14 protein-coding genes are annotated in these 18508 nt (G+C 59.3%); 9 read left to right on the top strand and 5 right to left on the bottom strand.

Annotated features, from left to right (window positions below):
• The first annotated feature begins 58 nt into the window (after window positions 1–58).
• Window positions 59–901: a DUF2167 domain-containing protein gene (locus ABGM91_RS05390; protein WP_215429172.1), complete on the top strand. Its 843-nt coding sequence runs from the start codon at window positions 59–61 to the stop codon at window positions 899–901.
• Window positions 902–913: 12 nt separating this feature from the next.
• Window positions 914–2077 (top strand): hypothetical protein, encoded by a 1164-nt coding sequence (locus tag ABGM91_RS05385; RefSeq protein ID WP_354834381.1) that lies wholly within the window; start codon window positions 914–916, stop codon window positions 2075–2077.
• Between the two features lie 19 nt (window positions 2078–2096).
• Here ABGM91_RS05385 and ABGM91_RS05380 read toward each other — a convergent pair whose 3' ends face one another.
• Window positions 2097–2714 carry a non-canonical purine NTP pyrophosphatase gene (locus tag ABGM91_RS05380; RefSeq protein ID WP_354834378.1) on the bottom strand — a complete coding sequence of 206 codons (618 nt, stop codon included), beginning with the start codon at window positions 2712–2714 and terminating at the stop codon, window positions 2097–2099.
• A 39-nt stretch (window positions 2715–2753) separates the two neighbouring features.
• Window positions 2754–3515 (bottom strand): exodeoxyribonuclease III, encoded by a 762-nt coding sequence (locus ABGM91_RS05375; protein ID WP_290565467.1) that lies wholly within the window; start codon window positions 3513–3515, stop codon window positions 2754–2756.
• A 254-nt stretch (window positions 3516–3769) separates the two neighbouring features.
• Here ABGM91_RS05375 and nusA point away from each other — a divergent pair, with 254 nt between their 5' ends.
• The 3 genes from nusA to rbfA all read left to right on the top strand — a co-directional run bounded on the left by nusA (window position 3770) and on the right by rbfA (window position 7679).
• Complete coding sequence (gene nusA / locus ABGM91_RS05370) at window positions 3770–5065, top strand: transcription termination factor NusA (protein ID WP_102715022.1); 1296 nt, start codon at window positions 3770–3772, stop codon at window positions 5063–5065.
• Window positions 5066–5106: 41 nt separating this feature from the next.
• Window positions 5107–7164, top strand: a complete 2058-nt coding sequence (gene infB / locus ABGM91_RS05365) for a translation initiation factor IF-2 (RefSeq protein ID WP_354834374.1) — start codon at window positions 5107–5109, stop codon at window positions 7162–7164.
• 143 nt (window positions 7165–7307) lie between these two features.
• Window positions 7308–7679 carry a 30S ribosome-binding factor RbfA gene (gene rbfA, locus ABGM91_RS05360; RefSeq protein ID WP_354834371.1) on the top strand — a complete coding sequence of 124 codons (372 nt, stop codon included), beginning with the start codon at window positions 7308–7310 and terminating at the stop codon, window positions 7677–7679.
• Window positions 7680–8054: 375 nt separating this feature from the next.
• On the opposite strand, the gene ABGM91_RS05355 is transcribed toward rbfA, so the two are convergent.
• The 3 genes from ABGM91_RS05355 to ABGM91_RS05345 form a co-directional block, all read right to left on the bottom strand.
• A complete protein-coding gene (locus ABGM91_RS05355; RefSeq protein WP_354834368.1) occupies window positions 8055–12257 on the bottom strand; it encodes a sulfatase-like hydrolase/transferase in 4203 nt (1400 codons plus the stop codon).
• A 225-nt stretch (window positions 12258–12482) separates the two neighbouring features.
• Window positions 12483–13193, bottom strand: a complete 711-nt coding sequence (locus tag ABGM91_RS05350; RefSeq protein WP_215429155.1) for a PEP-CTERM sorting domain-containing protein — start codon at window positions 13191–13193, stop codon at window positions 12483–12485.
• Between the two features lie 324 nt (window positions 13194–13517).
• A complete protein-coding gene (locus tag ABGM91_RS05345) occupies window positions 13518–14279 on the bottom strand; it encodes a PEP-CTERM sorting domain-containing protein (protein WP_354834364.1) in 762 nt (253 codons plus the stop codon).
• A gap of 328 nt (window positions 14280–14607) precedes the next feature.
• Here ABGM91_RS05345 and ABGM91_RS05340 point away from each other — a divergent pair, with 328 nt between their 5' ends.
• The 4 genes from ABGM91_RS05340 to ABGM91_RS05325 all read left to right on the top strand — a co-directional run bounded on the left by ABGM91_RS05340 (window position 14608) and on the right by ABGM91_RS05325 (window position 18456).
• Entirely contained in the window at window positions 14608–16080 is a 1473-nt protein-coding gene (locus ABGM91_RS05340; protein WP_354834361.1) for a carbon starvation CstA family protein, read from the top strand.
• Window positions 16081–16084: 4 nt separating this feature from the next.
• On the top strand, window positions 16085–17428 hold the full coding sequence (locus tag ABGM91_RS05335; protein WP_354834358.1) for an MFS transporter: 1344 nt from the start codon (window positions 16085–16087) through the stop codon (window positions 17426–17428).
• A 156-nt stretch (window positions 17429–17584) separates the two neighbouring features.
• Window positions 17585–18178 (top strand): peptidylprolyl isomerase, encoded by a 594-nt coding sequence (locus ABGM91_RS05330; RefSeq protein ID WP_215429148.1) that lies wholly within the window; start codon window positions 17585–17587, stop codon window positions 18176–18178.
• A 26-nt stretch (window positions 18179–18204) separates the two neighbouring features.
• Window positions 18205–18456 carry a hypothetical protein gene (locus tag ABGM91_RS05325; protein WP_354834355.1) on the top strand — a complete coding sequence of 84 codons (252 nt, stop codon included), beginning with the start codon at window positions 18205–18207 and terminating at the stop codon, window positions 18454–18456.
• Window positions 18457–18508: the final 52 nt, after the last annotated feature.

Below are 18508 nucleotides of genomic sequence, written 5' to 3'. Positions count from 1 at the left end.
TTCTCCGCTCCGTCACAATCCGCTTGATTTCAAATCATGGCGGAGTAGGGTAGCCCGCATGACTATCCACTATATCCGCCGCAGTTTTGCCGTGGCCGCCTGCATGCTCTCCGTGCTGGCGGCGTGTTCCGCCTCCGCCCAGGAGCCGGGGGAAGACCGGAATCCGTTTGAAGGATTGAACGTCCGGCAGGGCCCCGGAATACTGCGCCTGGGAAGCATCGCGGAGGTGAGGCTTCCGGGGGAATGCATTTACCTGAATGGTACGGACACGTCCCGATTGATGAAGCGGCTGGGCAACCCGTCGGAAGGAGGGGAGCTGGGCAGCGTGGCGGGAGATTCCTGCATTGCCATCTTTGAATTTGATCCGGTGGGCTACGTGAAGGACGATGAAAAGGATGAACTGGATCCGGACGAATTGCTGGACAGCATCAGGGAAGGCACGAAAGAAGCCAACAAGGAACGCGCCAGAATGGGGGCCGCCCCCATGTACATCAAGGGATGGTACAGGAAGCCCTACTACGATGAAGCCACTCACAATCTGGAATGGATCATCACCGGAGAGAGCGAGGGCGTGGAGAACCTGAACGTCAACACCCGCATCCTGGGCCGCAAGGGAGTCATGACCGTAACCCTCGTCACTTCCCCGGAAACGATTGCCCAGGACCTGCCGGTTTACCGGGAATGGCTGAAGGGGTTTGACTTCCGGGCGGGGCAGAAGTACGGAGAGTACCGCTCCGGAGACAAGGTGGCGGAATACGGCCTGATGGCCCTGGTTGCGGGGGGAGGCGCGGCGGCGCTCGCCAAGGGCGGCTTTTTCAAGTCATTCTGGAAGCTCATCGTGGCCGGGCTGGCCGCGGCGGGAGCCCTCATTAAAAAATTCTTCAGGAAGAAGAAGTCCTGACGTCCGCGGCGGATGAGTGATGAACAAACCACCTTTCTTCTCCTGGCCGTCCTCTACCTGGTGGAGTGCTGCCTGATTGCCGGGAGGGATTCCTTTCTGTTCCTTCCCCGGCCGTTCGGGCGTTTCTGGCGGGCGCAGGCGGCTGGAAAAGGACTGGCCGTCCGGCACGGGGTCCTGGCCGTACTGCCGCCCCTGATGCCATGGCGCCCGGCGGTGCTCAGCTCTCCGGCGCCCCTGCTGTTCCATCCTTCCGGAATCATTCACCGTGAGACGGGCCGGGAAATACGGTGGGAGGAGATAAACTCCCTTTCTGCGGAAAACGCGCGGCTTTATATCAACGGCGCTCCCTTTGCCCGGTTCCAGGATGAGTACGGGGCCGTAGAGGCCATGAACCGGTTGAAGGCCCTGATCTCCGCACCACCTGAAACGCGCCCGGCCGCCATCCGCGCCCTCCTGGCCCTCCGCGGACAACCCGGAAGCGTGAAAAGAGCCGTTCAGCGGATGAAACGGCGCACCCTTCCCCTCCGCCTTCTGGGAACGGTGCAGCTTCCGGTCATGTTTGCAATGCCTCCGGCGCTTTTCCACCTGCTGCCGCCGGGAGCGGCCTTCCTGCTCTCCGCCGCCCTGATTTTCCTGACGGGGTGGTGCATCTCCGGACTATTCTTCCGCATTCACCGGAAGCTGTATCCGGAGCGCCGCGGGGAACGGTGGGGCAAACTGTTCCACTTCCTGCTGTATCCGCCCGGCACCATTGGAGCGGCGCATGCGCTCTCCCTCCCGCTGGGCAGCCGCTATCATCCGGCGGCCTGGGCCTGCGCCCTGCTTCCGGAACGGGACCGGCGCTCCTTCCTGGCCCGCCTTCTCCGGGAAGGCCGCTACCCCGTTTCACGGGGCGCATGTTCCCCTGATGCAGCGGAGCGGTTCCGGGAAGCCTCCCGGGAAGAATACGAAGCCCTCCATTCCTATCTGGACAGGTGCGGGCTGCTTCCCCCGGAAGAAGAGCCGGAATGGGAGGAAAAGGACGGCTGCACGCGGTACTGCCCCCGGTGCCTGGGTATTTACCGGACGGAAGCGGAGACGTGCCCCGCCTGTTCCGGCATCCCTCTTCAGCCCCTCCCGGCCCGTCAGGAGAGGCAGGAAACTGATTGCGGCGGCAGGGAAGAAAATTCCCCGTGACCGGGGCCCGGCGGAATGTTCAGCCCCGGCGCTCCTTCATCCACTCCACCACCTGCGCCAGGGCGCGGGCGCGGTGGGACATGGAGTTCTTCACCTCCATGGGGAGCTGGGCAAAACTCCGGTCATGGCCTTCCGGCACAAACAGCGGATCATAACCGAAGCCCCCTTCCCCGGCGGGTTCCGTCAGCATATGGCCTTCCACGGAACCGGAAAACTCCGCCAGCACGCTGCCGTTCCCGGCAAGCACCATCACGCAGCGGAACCGGGCGGCGGGCTTGTCCCCCGGCCTGACTCCGGCGCGCCGAAGCTCCTCCATCATGCGGAGGTTATTCCGCGCGTGGTTTCCTTCCTCCCCGCCAAAGGAGGAGGACCAGACGCCCGGGCGGCCGTCCAGCACATCCACCTCCAGCCCGGAATCATCCGCCAGCACAATGCCGGGAATGCACCTGGAGGCGGAAAGCGCCTTCAGCGTGGCATTCTCCGTAAATGTGACTCCCGTTTCATCCACGGGCGGGGCCTGGGGATAGTCGGAAAGGTCCCTCACCTCCCACTTTCCGGCCAGCATGGCGCGGATTTCCCCGGTCTTGTGGGCGTTGCGCGTGGCAACCACCAGCAGCGGCAATGCTTGTTCCATCATGAATTTTCCATATGGTTAACTAACAGGAGGACACGGCGTTCAGCAGTCAATCTCCATACTGACGGGGCAATGGTCAGACCCCATCATGGCCGGATGGATGGCCGCATCTTTCACCTTGGGAACCAAAGAGTTGGAAACGCAGAAATAATCTATGCGCCACCCGGCGTTCCGGACGCGGGCCTTCCCCCAGTACGGCCACCAGCTGAACCACTTCTCCTCCCCCGGATGCAGGGCGCGGAACGTATCCGTAAACCCGGCCTCAAGCAGCATGGTGAAGCCGGCGCGCTCCTGGTCGCTGAACCCGGCGCAAAAACGGTTCTTTTCCGGCTCCGTGATGTCTATCTCCTGGTGGGCCACATTCAAATCCCCGCAGAAAATGACCGGCTTGGTTTCCGCCAATCCCGCCACGTACTTGCGGAACACGGCGTCCCATTGCTCCCGGTACGGAAGGCGCGCCAGCTCCCCCTGGGAATTGGGGGTGTAACAGTTGACCAGGTAAAATCCTTCAAACTCCATCGTGCACACTCGCCCCTCCCGGTCATGCTCCGGCCAGCCCATGCCCGTGGACGTGGAGACGGGCTTTACCCGGCTCAAGGTGAGCACCCCGGAATAACCCGGTTTTTCCGCCGGATTCCAAAGCTGGTACGGCCAGGAGGAAAGCCACAGGTCGTCCACCTGCTCCGGACGCGCCTTGATCTCCTGAAGGCAGAGGATGTCCGGCCCCAGCGCGTCCATGGCGTCCCCCATGCCCTTGCCGAGAATCGCCCGCAATCCGTTCACGTTCCATGAAACGAGTTTCATGGATGCATACTTCCCGTTTTTGGCGGCTCCGTCAAGTCCTCAAACCACCCTGCGGAACGCCCTCCGCGCGCCCTGCTGGAAATCCTCCTTCCGGAATCATCCCCAGTCTTTTGCATGCCGCATAGAACATGTGTTTTTTCTTGCCAAGGCCGCCCCCCCATGCTTACTTAGATAGGCAAACACCCCGAGAGACACTCGAGAGTGGGTCTGTCGACCCGCTCTTTTTTGTCTATCCATCACACTCCTCCACACTCATGACAAACGATATTAAAGCTTTGATTGACTACTACGAGAGGGAAAAAGGACTCTCCCGTGAAAAAATTCTTCTCGCTCTGGAATCCGCCTTTCTCTCCGCCTACCGCAAAATGGTTCCCGGCTCCGGCAGCATCAACTACCTGAGGGCTGAGATCAATGTGGACAAAGGCAAGGTGCGCATCTTTGCCGATCTGGAAGTGGTGCCGGATGAAGAATATTCCGACAAGTTCAACCAAATCCCCCTTTCCCTGGCCGTCAAGCTGGACCAGAACGCCGTGCTGCACGACCTGCTGCCCACCAACATCACGCCCAAGGGGTTCGGCCGCATCGCCGTCCAGACCGCACGCCAGACCATGCTCCAGAAGCTGCTGGACGCGGAAAAGGAAATGCTTTACGACGAGTTCAAGGACCGCGCCGGGGATCTGGTGACGGGGACCATCCGCCGTTTTGAAAAGGGGGACATCTTTGTGGACCTCGGCAAATTTGAAGGCGTCATGACCTCCCGCGAACGCGTCCCGAACGAGGACTACAGCGTCGGCGACCGCATGCGCTTCTACGTGGTGGAGGTGCGCACGGAAGCCCGCGGCCCGGAAGTCATCCTCTCCCGCAGCCATCCGAACCTGGTGCGCCGCCTCTTTGAATCCGAAGTGGTGGAAATAGGCGACCAGACCGTGGAAATCCACGGCATTGCCCGTGAAGCCGGCTACCGCACCAAGGTGGCCGTCATCAGCCATGACGACAAGGTGGACCCGGTGGGGGCATGCGTAGGCATGCGCGGAGCCCGCGTCAAAAACATCGTGCGGGAACTCAACAATGAAAAAGTAGACATCCTGGAATGGACGGAAGACCCCGTCGTCTTTGTCCGGGAAGCCCTCAGCCCCGTGGAACCGCGGGAAATCACCGTGGACGAGGAAGCCAAGAAAATCTTCGTCATCGTCCAGGATGACAAGGACCTCTCCAAGGCCATCGGCCGCAGGGGCCAGAACGCCCGCCTCACCTCCCGCCTGATGAACTGGGACGTCCAGGTGCGCGTCTTTGACGTCCAGGAAGAGGAAAAACGCCAGAACCAGGCCGCTGCCGAGGAAGTGATGCGCCAATGCCAGGCCGCCGCCAAGACCCTCAGCGAACAACTGGAAATCCCGGAAGAAACCGCTATGGGCCTGGTGACCATGGGCGGAACGGACCTGACGGCCCTCACCGGATTTGAAGCTTCCGACATCGCGGAAAGCATGGGCATTCCCGCAGAGGAAGCCGCCCAGATTCTGGACAAGGCCAGGGACCTCATCTCCCAATAACATTGAGCGCGGCGCTCAATACCTAACAAACTTAAATCAAGATGCCTAATAAACAAGAAGAGAACGAACCCAAAAAGGAAGTATTGGATCTGATCGGCGGATCTCCCAAAAAGAAACGCGCACCCCAGCCGGAACCCGCACCGGCGCCCTCCCGCCCTGCCCCGGTCAAGAAAGAAGCTCTCGACTTGCTTTCCGGCCCCAAGAAAAAAGCGCCCAAGCCCGCTCCCTCCGAACCGGCTCCCGCCCCTGTCCAGGCCGCTTCCGCCGCAGAACCTGCTGCGCCTGCACCCCGGGAGGAAGAAGCCGCGGACGGTAAAATCATCAACCTCAAGCCGCCCGTCTCCGTCTCCGAGCTGGCCGGCATGCTCCAGGCCAAGCCCTTCCAGATCATCAAGGACCTGATGGGCATGGGCATCTTCGCCAACCCGAACACGCCGCTGGACGCGGACGCCGTCAGCGCCATCTGCGACCTGCACGGCTACACCTTCGCCCGTGAAAAACGGGAAAAGGGCGGCGGCGTCAAGGCCCAGCAGGAACCGGTCAAGGAGCCGGAACCCGTCCCGGTGGTGGAAGAGCCCAAGGCCACCCTCATCCTGCGCACGCCCATCGTCACCGTCATGGGCCACGTGGACCACGGCAAAACCTCCCTGCTGGACTACATCCGCAAAGCGCGCGTAGCCAAGGGGGAAGCCGGCGGCATCACCCAGCACATCGGCGCGTACACGGTTGACTACAACGGCAGCACCCTCACCTTCCTGGATACTCCGGGCCACGCCATCTTCACGGAAATGCGCGCCCGCGGCGCGGACGTGACGGACATCGTGGTGCTGGTAGTAGCCGCCAATGACGGCATCATGCCCCAGACGCGGGAAGCCATCGCCCACTCCAAGGCGGCCGGCAAGACCATCATCGTGGCCATCAACAAATGCGACCTCCCGGCCGCAGACCCCGTCAAGACCAAGACCGGCCTGATGGAAGAAGGCCTGGTGCCCACGGACTTCGGCGGCAATGTGGAATGCGTGGAAGTCTCCGCCCTGACCGGAGACGGCATTGACGACCTTCTCGGCCTCCTTGTCCTCCAGTCTGAAGTGCTTGAACTCCAGGCAAACCCCAAGGCCAACTGCCGCGCCTCCATCATTGAGGCCCGCGTGGAACCCGGCACGGGCAGCTCCGCCACGGCCATCGTGGAAAGCGGCACCATCCGCGTAGGCATGCCCTTCATCTGCGGCCCGTACGCCGGCAAGGTGCGCGCCCTGGTCAACGACCACGGCGAACGCGTCAAAAAGGTAGGCCCCGGCATGCCCGTGGAAATCACCGGCTTCTCCGAAACCCCGAACGTGGGCGACGAGCTCGTGGAAATGGAAAACGAACGCGCCGCCAAGAAACTGGGTGAAGAACGCCAGGAGGAACTGCGCAAGCAGCGCCTGGCCCAGCCCCGCAAGGCCCGCATGGAGGAACTGCTCGCCATGATGGGAGACGGCACCCAGAAAGCCCAGCTCAAGATCCTCCTGAAGGGGGACGTGCAGGGCTCCGTGGAAGCCATCAAGAAAGCCATTCTGGACATCCAGTCCGACAAGGTGGAATGCATCTTCCTGAGTTCCTCCGCCGGTCCCATCTCGGAATCGGACGTGCTCCTGGCCTCCTCCTCGGACGCCGTCATCCTGGGCTTCAACGTCAAGGTGGAAGCCAACGCCGTGAAACTGCTCAAGCGGGAAGGCGTGCAGGTGAAGCTGTACTCCATCGTTTACGAACTCATCGACCAGGTGAGGGACGCCATGCTGGGCCTGCTGGAACCGGAAACGCGTGAAACCATCATCGGCCACGCCAAAGTGCTCCAGGTCTTCAAGCTCAACAAGGGCCGCGCAGCAGGCTGCATGGTGGAAGACGGCAAAATCCTCCGCAGCTGTGAAGCGCGCGTCATCCGCGACAAGACCCCTGTCTTTGACGGCAAGATGTCCACCCTCCGCCGCTTCCAGGATGAAGTGGATGAAGTCAAGGCCGGCCTGGAATGCGGTATCCGCCTGGGCGACTTTAACGAATACGAGGCAGGCGACATCATCGAATGCTACACGCTGGAAAAAATCCAGCAGACGCTGTAACCTAAACCGGAACCAAATCAACAGGGATGGACGCCCCTTGCACGCCCTCCGGGCGTTCAAAGAAGCTCCATCCCTGTCCTTTCTCCTTCATTCTTCTCTTTCCGATTGAACCAATCGGTCCATCCATCACTCTATCTCTTCATATGAGCAGACGCACTGACAAGGTAAATGAACTCCTCCGCAGGGAAATAGGCACCACCATCCAGCGGGATTTTGAATTCCCCGGCACGATTGTCACCGTCATTGAAGTGGAAGTGACGGATGATCTGAAGGAAGGAAAAGTATGGGTGGGCGTGGTAGGAAAAATGTCCCCCGCGCAAGTGCTGGAAAAACTGAACTCCCGCCATGGGCTCATCCAGTCCGCCGTAGCCAAGCGCGTGGTGCTGCGCAATACCCCCCGCCTTACCTTCAGGCTGGACAACTCCGCCCAGCGCGGCGTGGACCTGGTCAACCTTCTGGAAGACATTGACAAAAACCTTCCCAAGGCTCCGGCTGCGGAACCGGGAGAAGAATAGGAATAAGGCTCCCCGGACGGAAAGTTCTTTACCTTCAGGGAAGTGAGCCGGGGGGAATTCTCCTCCTGAAAGCTTGTTGTACTTGATAGCCTGAAAAGGTCCCTGGACTTTTACGCTACAACTCCCCTGTGAAAAACATGGGAAGGGTTTACAAGGGCCGGGAAACCGGGCTTATCCGGCCTTCATGGATGAATATATTCCCAAGCGGAGAGGAAGGGAATTCTTACAAGGTCCCCGCTACCCGGACGGAACGCACGGCAGGAAGCCCGCAGGATGGGTAAATTTGAAAGGCGGACGATTCAAAACTCCGTCCCGGCGCCACGGCTATCAGAAGATACCGTGGAAGGACTTTCCCTCCACGGTAATGATTCCTCCTTACCTCACCACTTTCAACCTCAGGAACCGGCGCACCGGGGCGCTTTCCTCCACCGCTACGGTATCACGGAATTCACTGCGCGCGCCGGTCGGAACGACCGTTTCTTCCTCAGCCCATGTCTTCAGATCGGCAGAGCTTTCCACACTGAAGGTCACATCCGTCGCTTCCGTATTCACCGGCCAGGAAAGCACGAGGTATTTTTTACCGTCTTCTTCCCGGATAGCCAGTTCCGTCACGCTCCCGCAGGGTTTGTTGGGGTTTAATCCCGTTGCGTACTTCATCAGGTTCGTGACGCCGTCTCCGGCGGGGCACGCATCCGGAGCCATCTGGTCGTCCGGCGTTCCATCCGGGAAGTTGTCCTGCTTCCACTTGTCGTAGCCCGTGGGAGCCGGTTTCCCCGCCTGGTTCAGCGTAAACGTCCTCTGCTCACCGTCACATGCTACGGTGACGACCGCCGTCCGTTCCGCCTGCTGTCCGTTTGCCTCCACCGCAATATCCAGCACGGCAGTTCCGGAGCCGGAAGAAGGATTGACCGCAACCCAGGGCTGGTCACAGGAAGCCGTCCAGGGCATTTGCGTCTGCACGGTCAGCGCCGTATGAACGGCGGCCGCGCCCACAGCCTCTTCCGTCTTGTCCAGATTGAAGGGATTCAAGTATTCATAGGAGAACGCGCTGGCGGGAATGGCTTCCTTGCCGTTGGTTTCCGGGCCTTCCCATTGCAGGGAAAGGGACGGAGCCGTTCCGTTCCCCACGTAGCCGATCCGGATGGGGTGCAGCCCTGCCGTGAGCTTCACCGTCTGGACGGCGTTGGGCTGCACATCACTGGAAACGCCTTCCCGTGCATTGGAGGAGGCCTCCGTTCCGGGCGTATAGGCATAGTCCGCATCAATGAGCTGCATATCGTGCAGATGCACGAAGGCCTTGCTCCCCGCATTGGAGTCCGTCCGGAGGTAGAATTTATATTCCCCGGTGGCAGGCACCGTGAGGTAGCCCGCAAGTTCCACACCCTTCTGGCCGGAAGAACCCGCCTTGACATTGAGCACGTCAAGGGCATCCGTCGCGCCTGTGGCGGCGGGGGCCTCCTCCAGCTGCCGGAAGTCCGGCACCCAGTCAAAGGCACGGTTCCAGGCGCGCCAGTGCAGCCTGCCCTGGCGGAGGCCGGCAGGCGCGGTAACGGGAGCAATATAACCGGCGTCAAAGTTTGTGGCGGTGACGGGGGAGGAACGGCGCATGCGCAATGCCTGCGCCTTCATTTTCTCCTGAAGGTCCGGACGGGAGGAAGCCAGGTTGTTGGCCTCTTGCGGGTCCTTTTCCGTATCATAGATTTCAAAGTCCGTGGCGGGAGCGGCATTGCCCATCCGCAGGCCCTTGAAACCGTCCACAAACACAATCTGCTGCTGCTGCCTGCCGCGGTTCCTGTGGGCCTGGAGGAAGTCACTGTAGCCCGGAGTATTTCCGCCGTAGGCATATTCCGTGTAAATGACGCCGGTTTTCTGGCGTTCCGGAACACCTACCAGCGTGGGCAGCAGGGAAACGCCGTCACAGCGGGACGGAACGGGTACCCCCGCCACATCCGCGAAGGTGGCCATCCAGTCATGGAACTGGCTGGCGCCCAGGCTGATCCCGCTGGGAACCACTCCGGGCCAGCGCACCACCGCAGGCACGCGCATGCCGCCCTCCCAGCAGTCCCGCTTGATGCCGTCCATCATTCCATAACTCATGAAGTACTGGGGGTCCTGCGCTCCGTTGGCGTAATTGCCTGACCCTCCTTCATTGTGGGGGCCATTGTCGGAGGTGAACACGATCATCGTATTGCTGTCAAGGTTCAGCTCCTTGAGCAGCTGGATCATATCCTTCAGCACATCGTCCACGCGGCGGATCATTGTGGCGTGGCGGGATTCCGTCTTGCCGAAAACCGCGTGTTCCGGGTAAATGTACGTATCCGGGCCAAAATCCCCCTGCACGCCCGTCCAACCGTTCGCGGCGGTGTTGCAGGCTTCATAGCCGTCCTTCTTCTCCCATTGCAGGCCGCCGGTTTTTCCCAATCCCTCCGGATAGGCGCAGGCAGGAGCAGACAGGCAGCCGTGGGGAGCGGGGAAAGCCAAGTACAGGAAGAAAGGCTGTGAAGGGGCCTTTTCATGGTGCTCCATAATCCACTGCTTGGCCCGGGCGCCGAAGAGGTCCGTATCATAGGCGGTGCCGGGAACCTTGGCGCTGACGCTCGTCCACGCCGGGGCTGCGGACTGGTCATCATATTCGTAAATCTCCTGGGAACCCGCCGTCAAATAGTGGAAGTGGCCCGCCAGATGCTTGATGATTCCGTAAAAGTAGTCAAACCCGCGCATATGGGGCGCTCCGGTCAGCCCCTTGCCGCTTTGCCCTCCGCCGCCCACGCCCCATTTCCCGATGGCCGCCGTATGGTAACCCGCGCCCTTCAGCAGCGTTCCCAGGGTGTGGGAGTTTTCAATGGGGTAGTCAAAGGTGTTGTTGCGCACCACGCGGGAGTGGCCCTGGTGCACGCCGAGAAGCAATGAGGCGCGCGCCGGAGCGCACACCGGAGCGGCGCTGTAATGGCGCCGGAGCTGCATGCCTTCCGTAGCCATCGTATCCAGGGTCGGGGTCTTGAACTCATTCCTGCGCGTCACCTGGCGCCCGTTTTTATCCTGCTGCGTCCAGTTGACGCTCAGGTCCCCCCAGCCCATGTCATCCACCAGCACAAAGATGATGTTGGGCCTGGAGCCGGAAACATGCGCCGGCATGTCCGGCTTCACCGCCACGTCCGTCTCAAGGGTCAGCAGTTTGGCGGCGGCGTCATAGTGCCAGGAAACCGCCCCCTTAGGCAGTTCCTTCACGGTGATGGAAGCGGCCATCTCCGGCTTGAACTGCACGCCCAGCGTGTGCCTGCCCGGCCACGCGGCAATCAGGTCTTCAAAGGAGGAATCAAACAGAACGACGTATTCCTGCGCCTGCTGGGAAGGATTTTCCGGCTGTACGGCCGTGCTCTGCGGCACGCCGTCCAGCAGGGACACATGAAGCCGCCCCAGCGTCAGGGAGGAACTGGGGAGCGATATATCCCCGTCCAAAGCCAGGGCGCCCCCCGGCGCATAGGTAATGGTTCCGGTGAAGGCCCCGCTGCCGCCCAGGGTGCAGCTGCCCTGCACCACCAGGTTCACCGCCGGGATTTCTCCGTCAAAGCGGATGGAGGAATTGTTCAGCGTAATCGTTACATTTTTCCCTACGCTCCGGATTTCGCCTGCCTTGACATGCCTGTCCGTATAGGTCACCCGGGCGTCATCCAGAATGGTCTGTTTCAGCGCCCCGTTGTCACCGGTAATGCCGGAGGTTCCGGAGAGCGTCACGCTCCCGTCCACGCCCGTTTCCGTCAGGTCCAGCGTGGAGTCTTCCAGGACAAACGCCGTCTCCGCGCCAATGTTCCATTGGCCGGATGCCCTGGCCGTGGTGCCGGAAAATGTCACGGCGGCTTTTTCCCGCGTCACCAGGGAACCCTGGTACAGGGACATGCCTTCCAGCCGCGCGGCGTCTTCCACGGTAATCGTATTGTTCATGCCCCGGTCCGCCAGGTCAAGCGTGGGCGTTCCCTTCCCGGCATTCATCACAAAGCCGACAAGGCTGGAAATATTGTTCAGCAGCAATCCTTCCCCCACGCGCACCGCACCGGAACCCGTCAGCGTTACGCGCCGGGGGGCATCGTTCTCCGAGGTCAGGGAATACAGTCCGCCGGAGGGGGCGGCCTCATCCAGCCCCACATAAAAACAACGGCCTTCCGCCACGTTCCACTCCTGATCGGCGGCTATGCGCAATTGCGCAATGCCGAAGTCCGCATTGTACCCGCCCGTGCTCGTGTTTTCCACGGTGATGCCGCCGGATTCCACGCGCAGATATACGCCGGAAGAAGTATTCAGCACGAAGAGCTGGACCTTTCCCCCGGGCTGGTTATTAATTCCTGCTACCCGGATGCCCTTCAAATACCGCCCTCCGGTCCCCAAGCCGCCTATGTTGGTCACGCCGGCCGAGTCGGTCCCGTTCGTGACCATCCAATGCGTGTAGGCGGAAGCGGACGCTCCGGGAGCGGCCGGCGGCGTACTGCCGTTCAGGCTCCAGTTGGATACGTTTGACCATGGAGACGCGGCACCTTTCCAAACATATTCATCAGCGGCAGCCCTGGCTGGCGCGAAAAACAATAAAGAAGGAACAAGAACAGATAAGAAACGGTACAGGAACATGGCAAGCTGGCGAAAAGGTGACTCAAGGGGCATCACGCCAAAGAGCGAACTGCCTTAAGAATCATGTTGGTTATTGATATTAAATATTAAAAAGTGTTAAATTCTGCTAACTGAACATGAAAAAAGCCGCCAATTTCAAAGAAAAACCGACGGCTTGATTAAAGGTTTCAGGGGGCATGGACTTTAAAGTCTGCGGCGGCGCATCATCAGCGCAGCCACCCCCAGAAGACCGAGGGAAGCTGTGGCCGGTTCAGGAACCGTATTCAATTCAAGGGCTCCCAGCCCAACAAAATATCCCTGCGTTTCCGAACCTCTGTTCAGGGAAATTTCAATGGTATAGGTATTACCGGTAGACAGAACCACCGCCTTGTCCAGCATGCCTTCCTCACGAACGCCGGAAGAACCTCCACGTTGCCCCAGCGTATCTACACTGGCTTGTTGAGAGCTGCCGGCCGTGCCATCCTGCGTACCCGCATAAGTCAGGTTGGAATTAGAGCAACTGGCCAGAACATCTCCATTCTGCTTTAGATCAAAAGTATAGGCACCTCCGCGGTCATTATTCTGAATCGCATTGGAAGCATTGAACGTAAAAAGATTAAGCGCAATGGAATCCACGGTGACGGTTTCCGTCACGGTGAAGGACAAAGTGACGCTCCATGGAGTTCCGGTGCCGACATTCGCATTGGGGCTCAGAAAGGAATTAACGTAGTTGGAACCTGTCTTTTGAGAGGAGACTCCGGTAAATGTCTGGCTAATCAGAAGAGCACCGGTAACGTCAGGCCGATAAAGATCAGATGCCGTCTGGGGATTCGCCTGATAGTCAAACACGATAGCCGCATGGGCTGAACCGGCAAGCGCAAGAATAGAAGCAATGACAGGGAATGTTTTCTTCATGGTTTTGGCAGATTAGATTATTTAAGATTCCAGGAATGAACTCAATTTTCTCTACCGAATTAAGAATTCTGAAAGTATTTTTTGAACTGAATAAAGATATAATTTGTTGATAATGAAATTTATACTCTTTTAAATGTGAAAAGGAACGATATCTCTCCTTCTCTTTTTAGAGATGGTTGGCGGAATAAAACGGGTTCATTTTTAAAATTTTACGTTGACACCGGATTCTTAATTCGCCTTCCGTGCCATCATTTTGATGCAGAGCACCAAAGAACCTGTTCTAAAAGCTTGGCTATTGAACAGGACGGGACGAAAAAGAAGCGTTCAGACTCTGCGGCGGCGCATCATCAGAACGGCCAGCCCCAGAAGACCCAGGGAAGCCGTGGCAGGTTCAGGAACCAGCAGTTCACCGTTAATCTGGATTCCGGTGAGCCCGGCAAAGCAGCCCTTGTTATAAGCGCTGTTGTTGGAAGCCGTAATGGTGATGGTCAGAGATTCCCCGGCTTTCAGCAGAAAGTCGTTGTAATTGAAGCTTCCCGTATGAATGCCGGTCCATGCGCCGGTGGTGCCGTTGGCAGCCGTGGACCCGTTATAAGCCAGGGTCTGGTCAGCCTGCCCGTCAATGGAGAGAGTCATATCGACAGGCTTGTTGAAATTGCCGTCGTATCCGCCCACATAATCATTATTGGCCACACCGCCGCCGCCATTCTGGGCTGCTCCCGCCCCCGTGAACCCGATCACGGACAGGTCAATGGAAGAAATCACCATATCCTGGGAACCGGTGTTGGTGAACGTGAAGGAAACACTCCACGTATTGTTCCCCGTACCCCCCACATTGGCATTGGGAGAAAACACGGACGCCGGAATGGAGCCTGAAGCCAGCAGGTCATTGCCCGTGGAACTCTTGCTGAAGTCTCCGGAACTGATGGAGGTGGAAGAGGTAAGTCCCACATCGGATGTCGTGTTCACTGTAACGGTATCCAGGGAAGTGCCGGTCCGGTTAAAAGTAGTGGAACACAGCACCGCAGCCTGGGAAACCGCCGTTCCTAAAGCCAGGGAAGCAATGATTATCAATGTTTTCTTCATAACTAGGAGAGGTTGGATGGAAGTAACTTTTATCCTCTAACGGATTGCCAATCCGAAGTCAACAATAAATGATAAAAACAAGATGTTTAGGAGAATCAATGCTCCGGCCCATCTCCGGATAGGATTCTCTTTTTTGGGAATTTCAAATCATCATAAAATTCATAAGGCCATATCTCTATGCATAAAAAACCGCGCCTGATTTCTTTTTCGGATTGGCAATCCGTTCCGTATTTTTTCTTTTTCACTAACGGCTTGCCAGAAGAGGGGAGAACAGTTAAGTTCCCCGAACGGACAGCCTGTCCATGAGAGGGCTGGCACTTTTTCCAACATGAACGGTTACTGCTACTTCATCCTGGGGATATTGATCCTGGCGGCCGGTTATTTCACCTACGGACGGGTGCTGGAAAAGATTTTCCGGCCGGACGCCTCCCGGCAGACTCCCGCCGTGGCCTGCACGGACGGAGTGGATTATGTGGTGATGCCGCGCTGGCGCGTGTTCCTGATCCAGCTGCTGAATATTGCGGGGCTGGGCCCTATCTTCGGCGCCGTCATGGGCGTGCTGTACGGTCCGGCCGCACTCCTGTGGATTATCATCGGCTGTATCTTCGGCGGCATGGTGCACGATTATTTTTCCGGCATGATATCCCTGCGCCACAAGGGGGAGAACCTGCCGGAAATCCTGGGCCGCTACCTGGGCAGCCAGGCCCAGTGGATCAGCCGCGCCGTCTGCATCGTGTTCAGCGTGCTGGTGGGCGTGGTCTTCGCCGTGGGTCCCGCCGCCATCCTGGCCCCCATGACGGGCTGGAGCGTTTCAGCATGGGTGTGGATCATCTTCGGCTACTATTTTCTGGCCACCATCCTCCCCATCCAGGCCATCATGGGAAAGGTATACCCCCTTTTCTCCGTAGCCCTGATTATCATGGTCGCGGGAATTCTGGGCGTGATGCTTCTGGCGCCCTTTGCGGATTTCATGCCGTACTGGATGCACATCCCCCGCATGGAAGTGCTTCCGGACCTGGACTTTTTCCATAACCGCCATCCGGCGGATTTCCCGCTGTTCCCCGTCATGTTCATCACCATCGCCTGCGGAGCGGTGAGCGGCTTTCATGCCACGCAGTCCCCGCTGATGGCGCGGTGCCTGAAGACGGAGCGGGAAGGGCTGCCCGTCTTCGGAGGCGCCATGATTACGGAAGGAATCATCGCCTTTATCTGGGCCGCCGCTGCGCTGACGTTCTACGGCTCCCCGGAAGCCCTGGGAATGGCTACGGCCAACGGAAAGGCCCCGGCGCTGGCCATCCAGATGATTTCCGAATCCTGGATGGGCCACGCAGGCTCCATCCTGGTGATGATCGGCGTAGTGATTCTCCCCATCAGCACGGGGGACGGCGCCCTGCGGGTTACGCGCCTGATGATCGCGGACTGCTTCAAGCTGAACCAGGAACAACTGGGCCGCCGCCTGATGATCGCCATTCCCCTCTTTGCCGCCGCCATCGCCGTGAGCAGCATGGACTACGCCATCATCTGGCAGTACTTCGGCTGGGCCAACCAGCTCCTGGCCGCCGCCACGCTCTGGGCCGTTTCCATTTACCTGCGCAGCAGGAACCTCTGCTACTGGACCGCTGCCGTTCCCGCCGCCTTCCTGAGCCTGGTAGTGCTCCAGTACCTGTTTTCCAGCCCGGAAATGTGCGGGTTCAGCTATGAGGCCTCCCTGATCGCCAGCGTGCTGCTGGTGGCCGTCCTGGGCGTGCTCTGCCTGTTCCGCGGCTCCGGACTGGAAAAAGCGGAAGAACCCAACCTGTGATTTCATGAGCCATTCCCCCCATACGCCCGGACACGTCAGCAAAGTTCCATGGGGAGCCTTCTGGCGGCTGGTGCTGATCCAGGCGCAAAACTCCTTTAATGAAAAAGGGGCGCAATTCCTGCTGATTCCGCTGGGCGTGTGGCTGTACGGCACCCAGGGAGACCTGGAATATCCGCTGGGGGCCATCATCGTGCTGCCCTTCATCCTGTTCTCCCCGTTCGTCGGCTGGCTTTCGGACCGCTTCTGCAAGGCGCGCATCATCCAATCCATGGCCGTGCTCCAGATATGCGTGCTGGCGGGCATGTACTGGAGCCTGCGCACCCACAACCTGCACGGGGCCATCCTGTGGTTCTGCGTTTTTGCGGTGCAGGCCACCATCTTCAGCCCTTCCAAGAAGGGCATTGTCAAGGACATCGTGGGCACCTCCCGCATGGGGTTCGCCAGCGGCATTGTGGAAATGGCCTCCATCCTCAGCCTGCTCATCGGCCAGATTGGCGTATTCGTCTGGTTCCGCTACCTGCTGGAACCTTCCACGGACACAGTCTGGCACCACTGGCTGGGAACGGATTTCTTCCGGTGGTTTGACGCATGGCTGAAACCCTCCGGGCTTAATGACGGCTGGTATGCCGCCTCCTTCCCGTGCCTGGTGTTCCTGCTCCTGGCCATTCCGGTGGCCATCTCCAGCTTCACCCTGCCCCGGTACGCTCCGGAAGGATTCCGGCCTTTCTCCTGGTCCCTGTTTTACGAGCACTTCCACCAGCTGGGCAAGCTGTGGAAAAACCGGAACCTGCGCGTCAGTGAAATGGGCATCGGCTATTTCTGGTTCTTCGGCGGCACGGTCATGCTGATGACTATCCAGATGGCCAAGGAAATCTCCGGAGGCAGTGACGACTTCAGCTCCGTGGGTGCCATGCTGATGGCCTGGATGAGCGGGGGGACGGTGCTGGGCGGCATCATTGCCTCCGTCATCTGCCGCCGCCACATCCGGATGAACGTCTCCGTGACAGGAGGCGCGCTGATGGCGGCCAGCTGCGTGGCCCTGTCCACGGTTTCCATGACCTCCCACATCTTTTACGCCCTGCTGATGGCGGCGGGCATTTCCGCAGCCCTGTTCCTGGTGCCGCTGAACGCCTTTTTCCAGGACCGGGCGGACAATGACAAGCGGGGGGACATGATTGCCGCAGGCAACCTGGTGGACTGCGTGCTGGGCCTGCTGGCCGTCGGATTCCAATACGCCATGATGCTGGTGATTCCCCCTTCCTGGCAATTCGTCGTCATGGGAATCCTGAGCCTGGGCATGGCCTGGCTTATCTTCCGTTTTTCCCGCGTCATTCATAGATCAAGGTAAAATCTGCTGGTTATCAGGGAGTAATCTTCAGGCAGGCTTCCTTCAGGAAAAATTCTTCCCCGGAAGGCGGCGACCCGCGCCATTCTCCCGTCAGGGCGCGCGATTTACTTGCAAACCTGCTTTTCTTCAGGCAACATAGAGGGGAAACAAGAAGCCATGAAAAAGTACCTTACCCTTCTGTTGTGCTCCCTGTGCGCTCTGGCGGGATTTTCCGCAGCTGCGGACTCCACTGCCGGCCTCAAGGACGTGAACATCGTCATCTCCACCACCAAGGGAGACATTGAACTGGCGCTTTATCCCTCCAAGGCGCCCGTCACCGTAGCCAACTTCCTGAACCTCATCAACAGGGGCTACTACAAGGGAATTACATTCCACCGCGTGATTCCGGATTTCATGATCCAGGGCGGCGATCCCACCGGCACGGGCATGGGCGGTCCCGGCTACAGCTTTGAAGACGAGTTTTCCCCGTCCCTCAAGCATGACGGCCCCGGCGTGCTCTCCATGGCAAACGCGGGCCCCGGCACCAACGGCTCCCAGTTCTTCATCACCCACGTCGCCACGCCCCACCTGGACGGACGCCACACCATCTTCGGCAAGGTGCTGAAAGGCCAGAACATCGTCAACTCCATCGTCCGCGGAGACAAGATCAAGGACATCCGTATTCTGGACAAAACCGCCGCGGCCGCCGTGCTGAAGGCGGAAGCCGCCCGCGTGGCCCAGTGGAACAAGACGCTGGACGCCGCCAAATAAACCAGGCATACCGGTACCAGCCCCGCATGAATATTCTCAAACGGTTCCTTGAGCAGGTTTTCACTCCGGAAAAAGTGGAAGCGACGCCGGAGAACCTGCAAAATGGGAACGGAGGGCGCCCGGCTGGATCATCCGCTGCAACCACTGCGGCATGGAAGAACCCTTTGGCAAGTACGGCATTCTCCGCAAGCCAGCGGGACGGAAAAGGGACTTTGGGCGTTGTCCGCATTGCCGCAAGTGGTCATGGTTTGCCATCTTCAGAACAGGCTCAACAATAATTCCGCATCCATTCAAACCGCTATACGGACTCCATTAATCAACCATTCATCC

It is taken from the genome of Akkermansia muciniphila, from assembly GCF_040616545.1.
In the GTDB taxonomy this organism is placed as follows: domain Bacteria; phylum Verrucomicrobiota; class Verrucomicrobiia; order Verrucomicrobiales; family Akkermansiaceae; genus Akkermansia; species Akkermansia muciniphila_E.
Note: the sequence above shows the minus strand (reverse complement) of the source record. Positions and strands in the feature narration are given on the sequence as shown.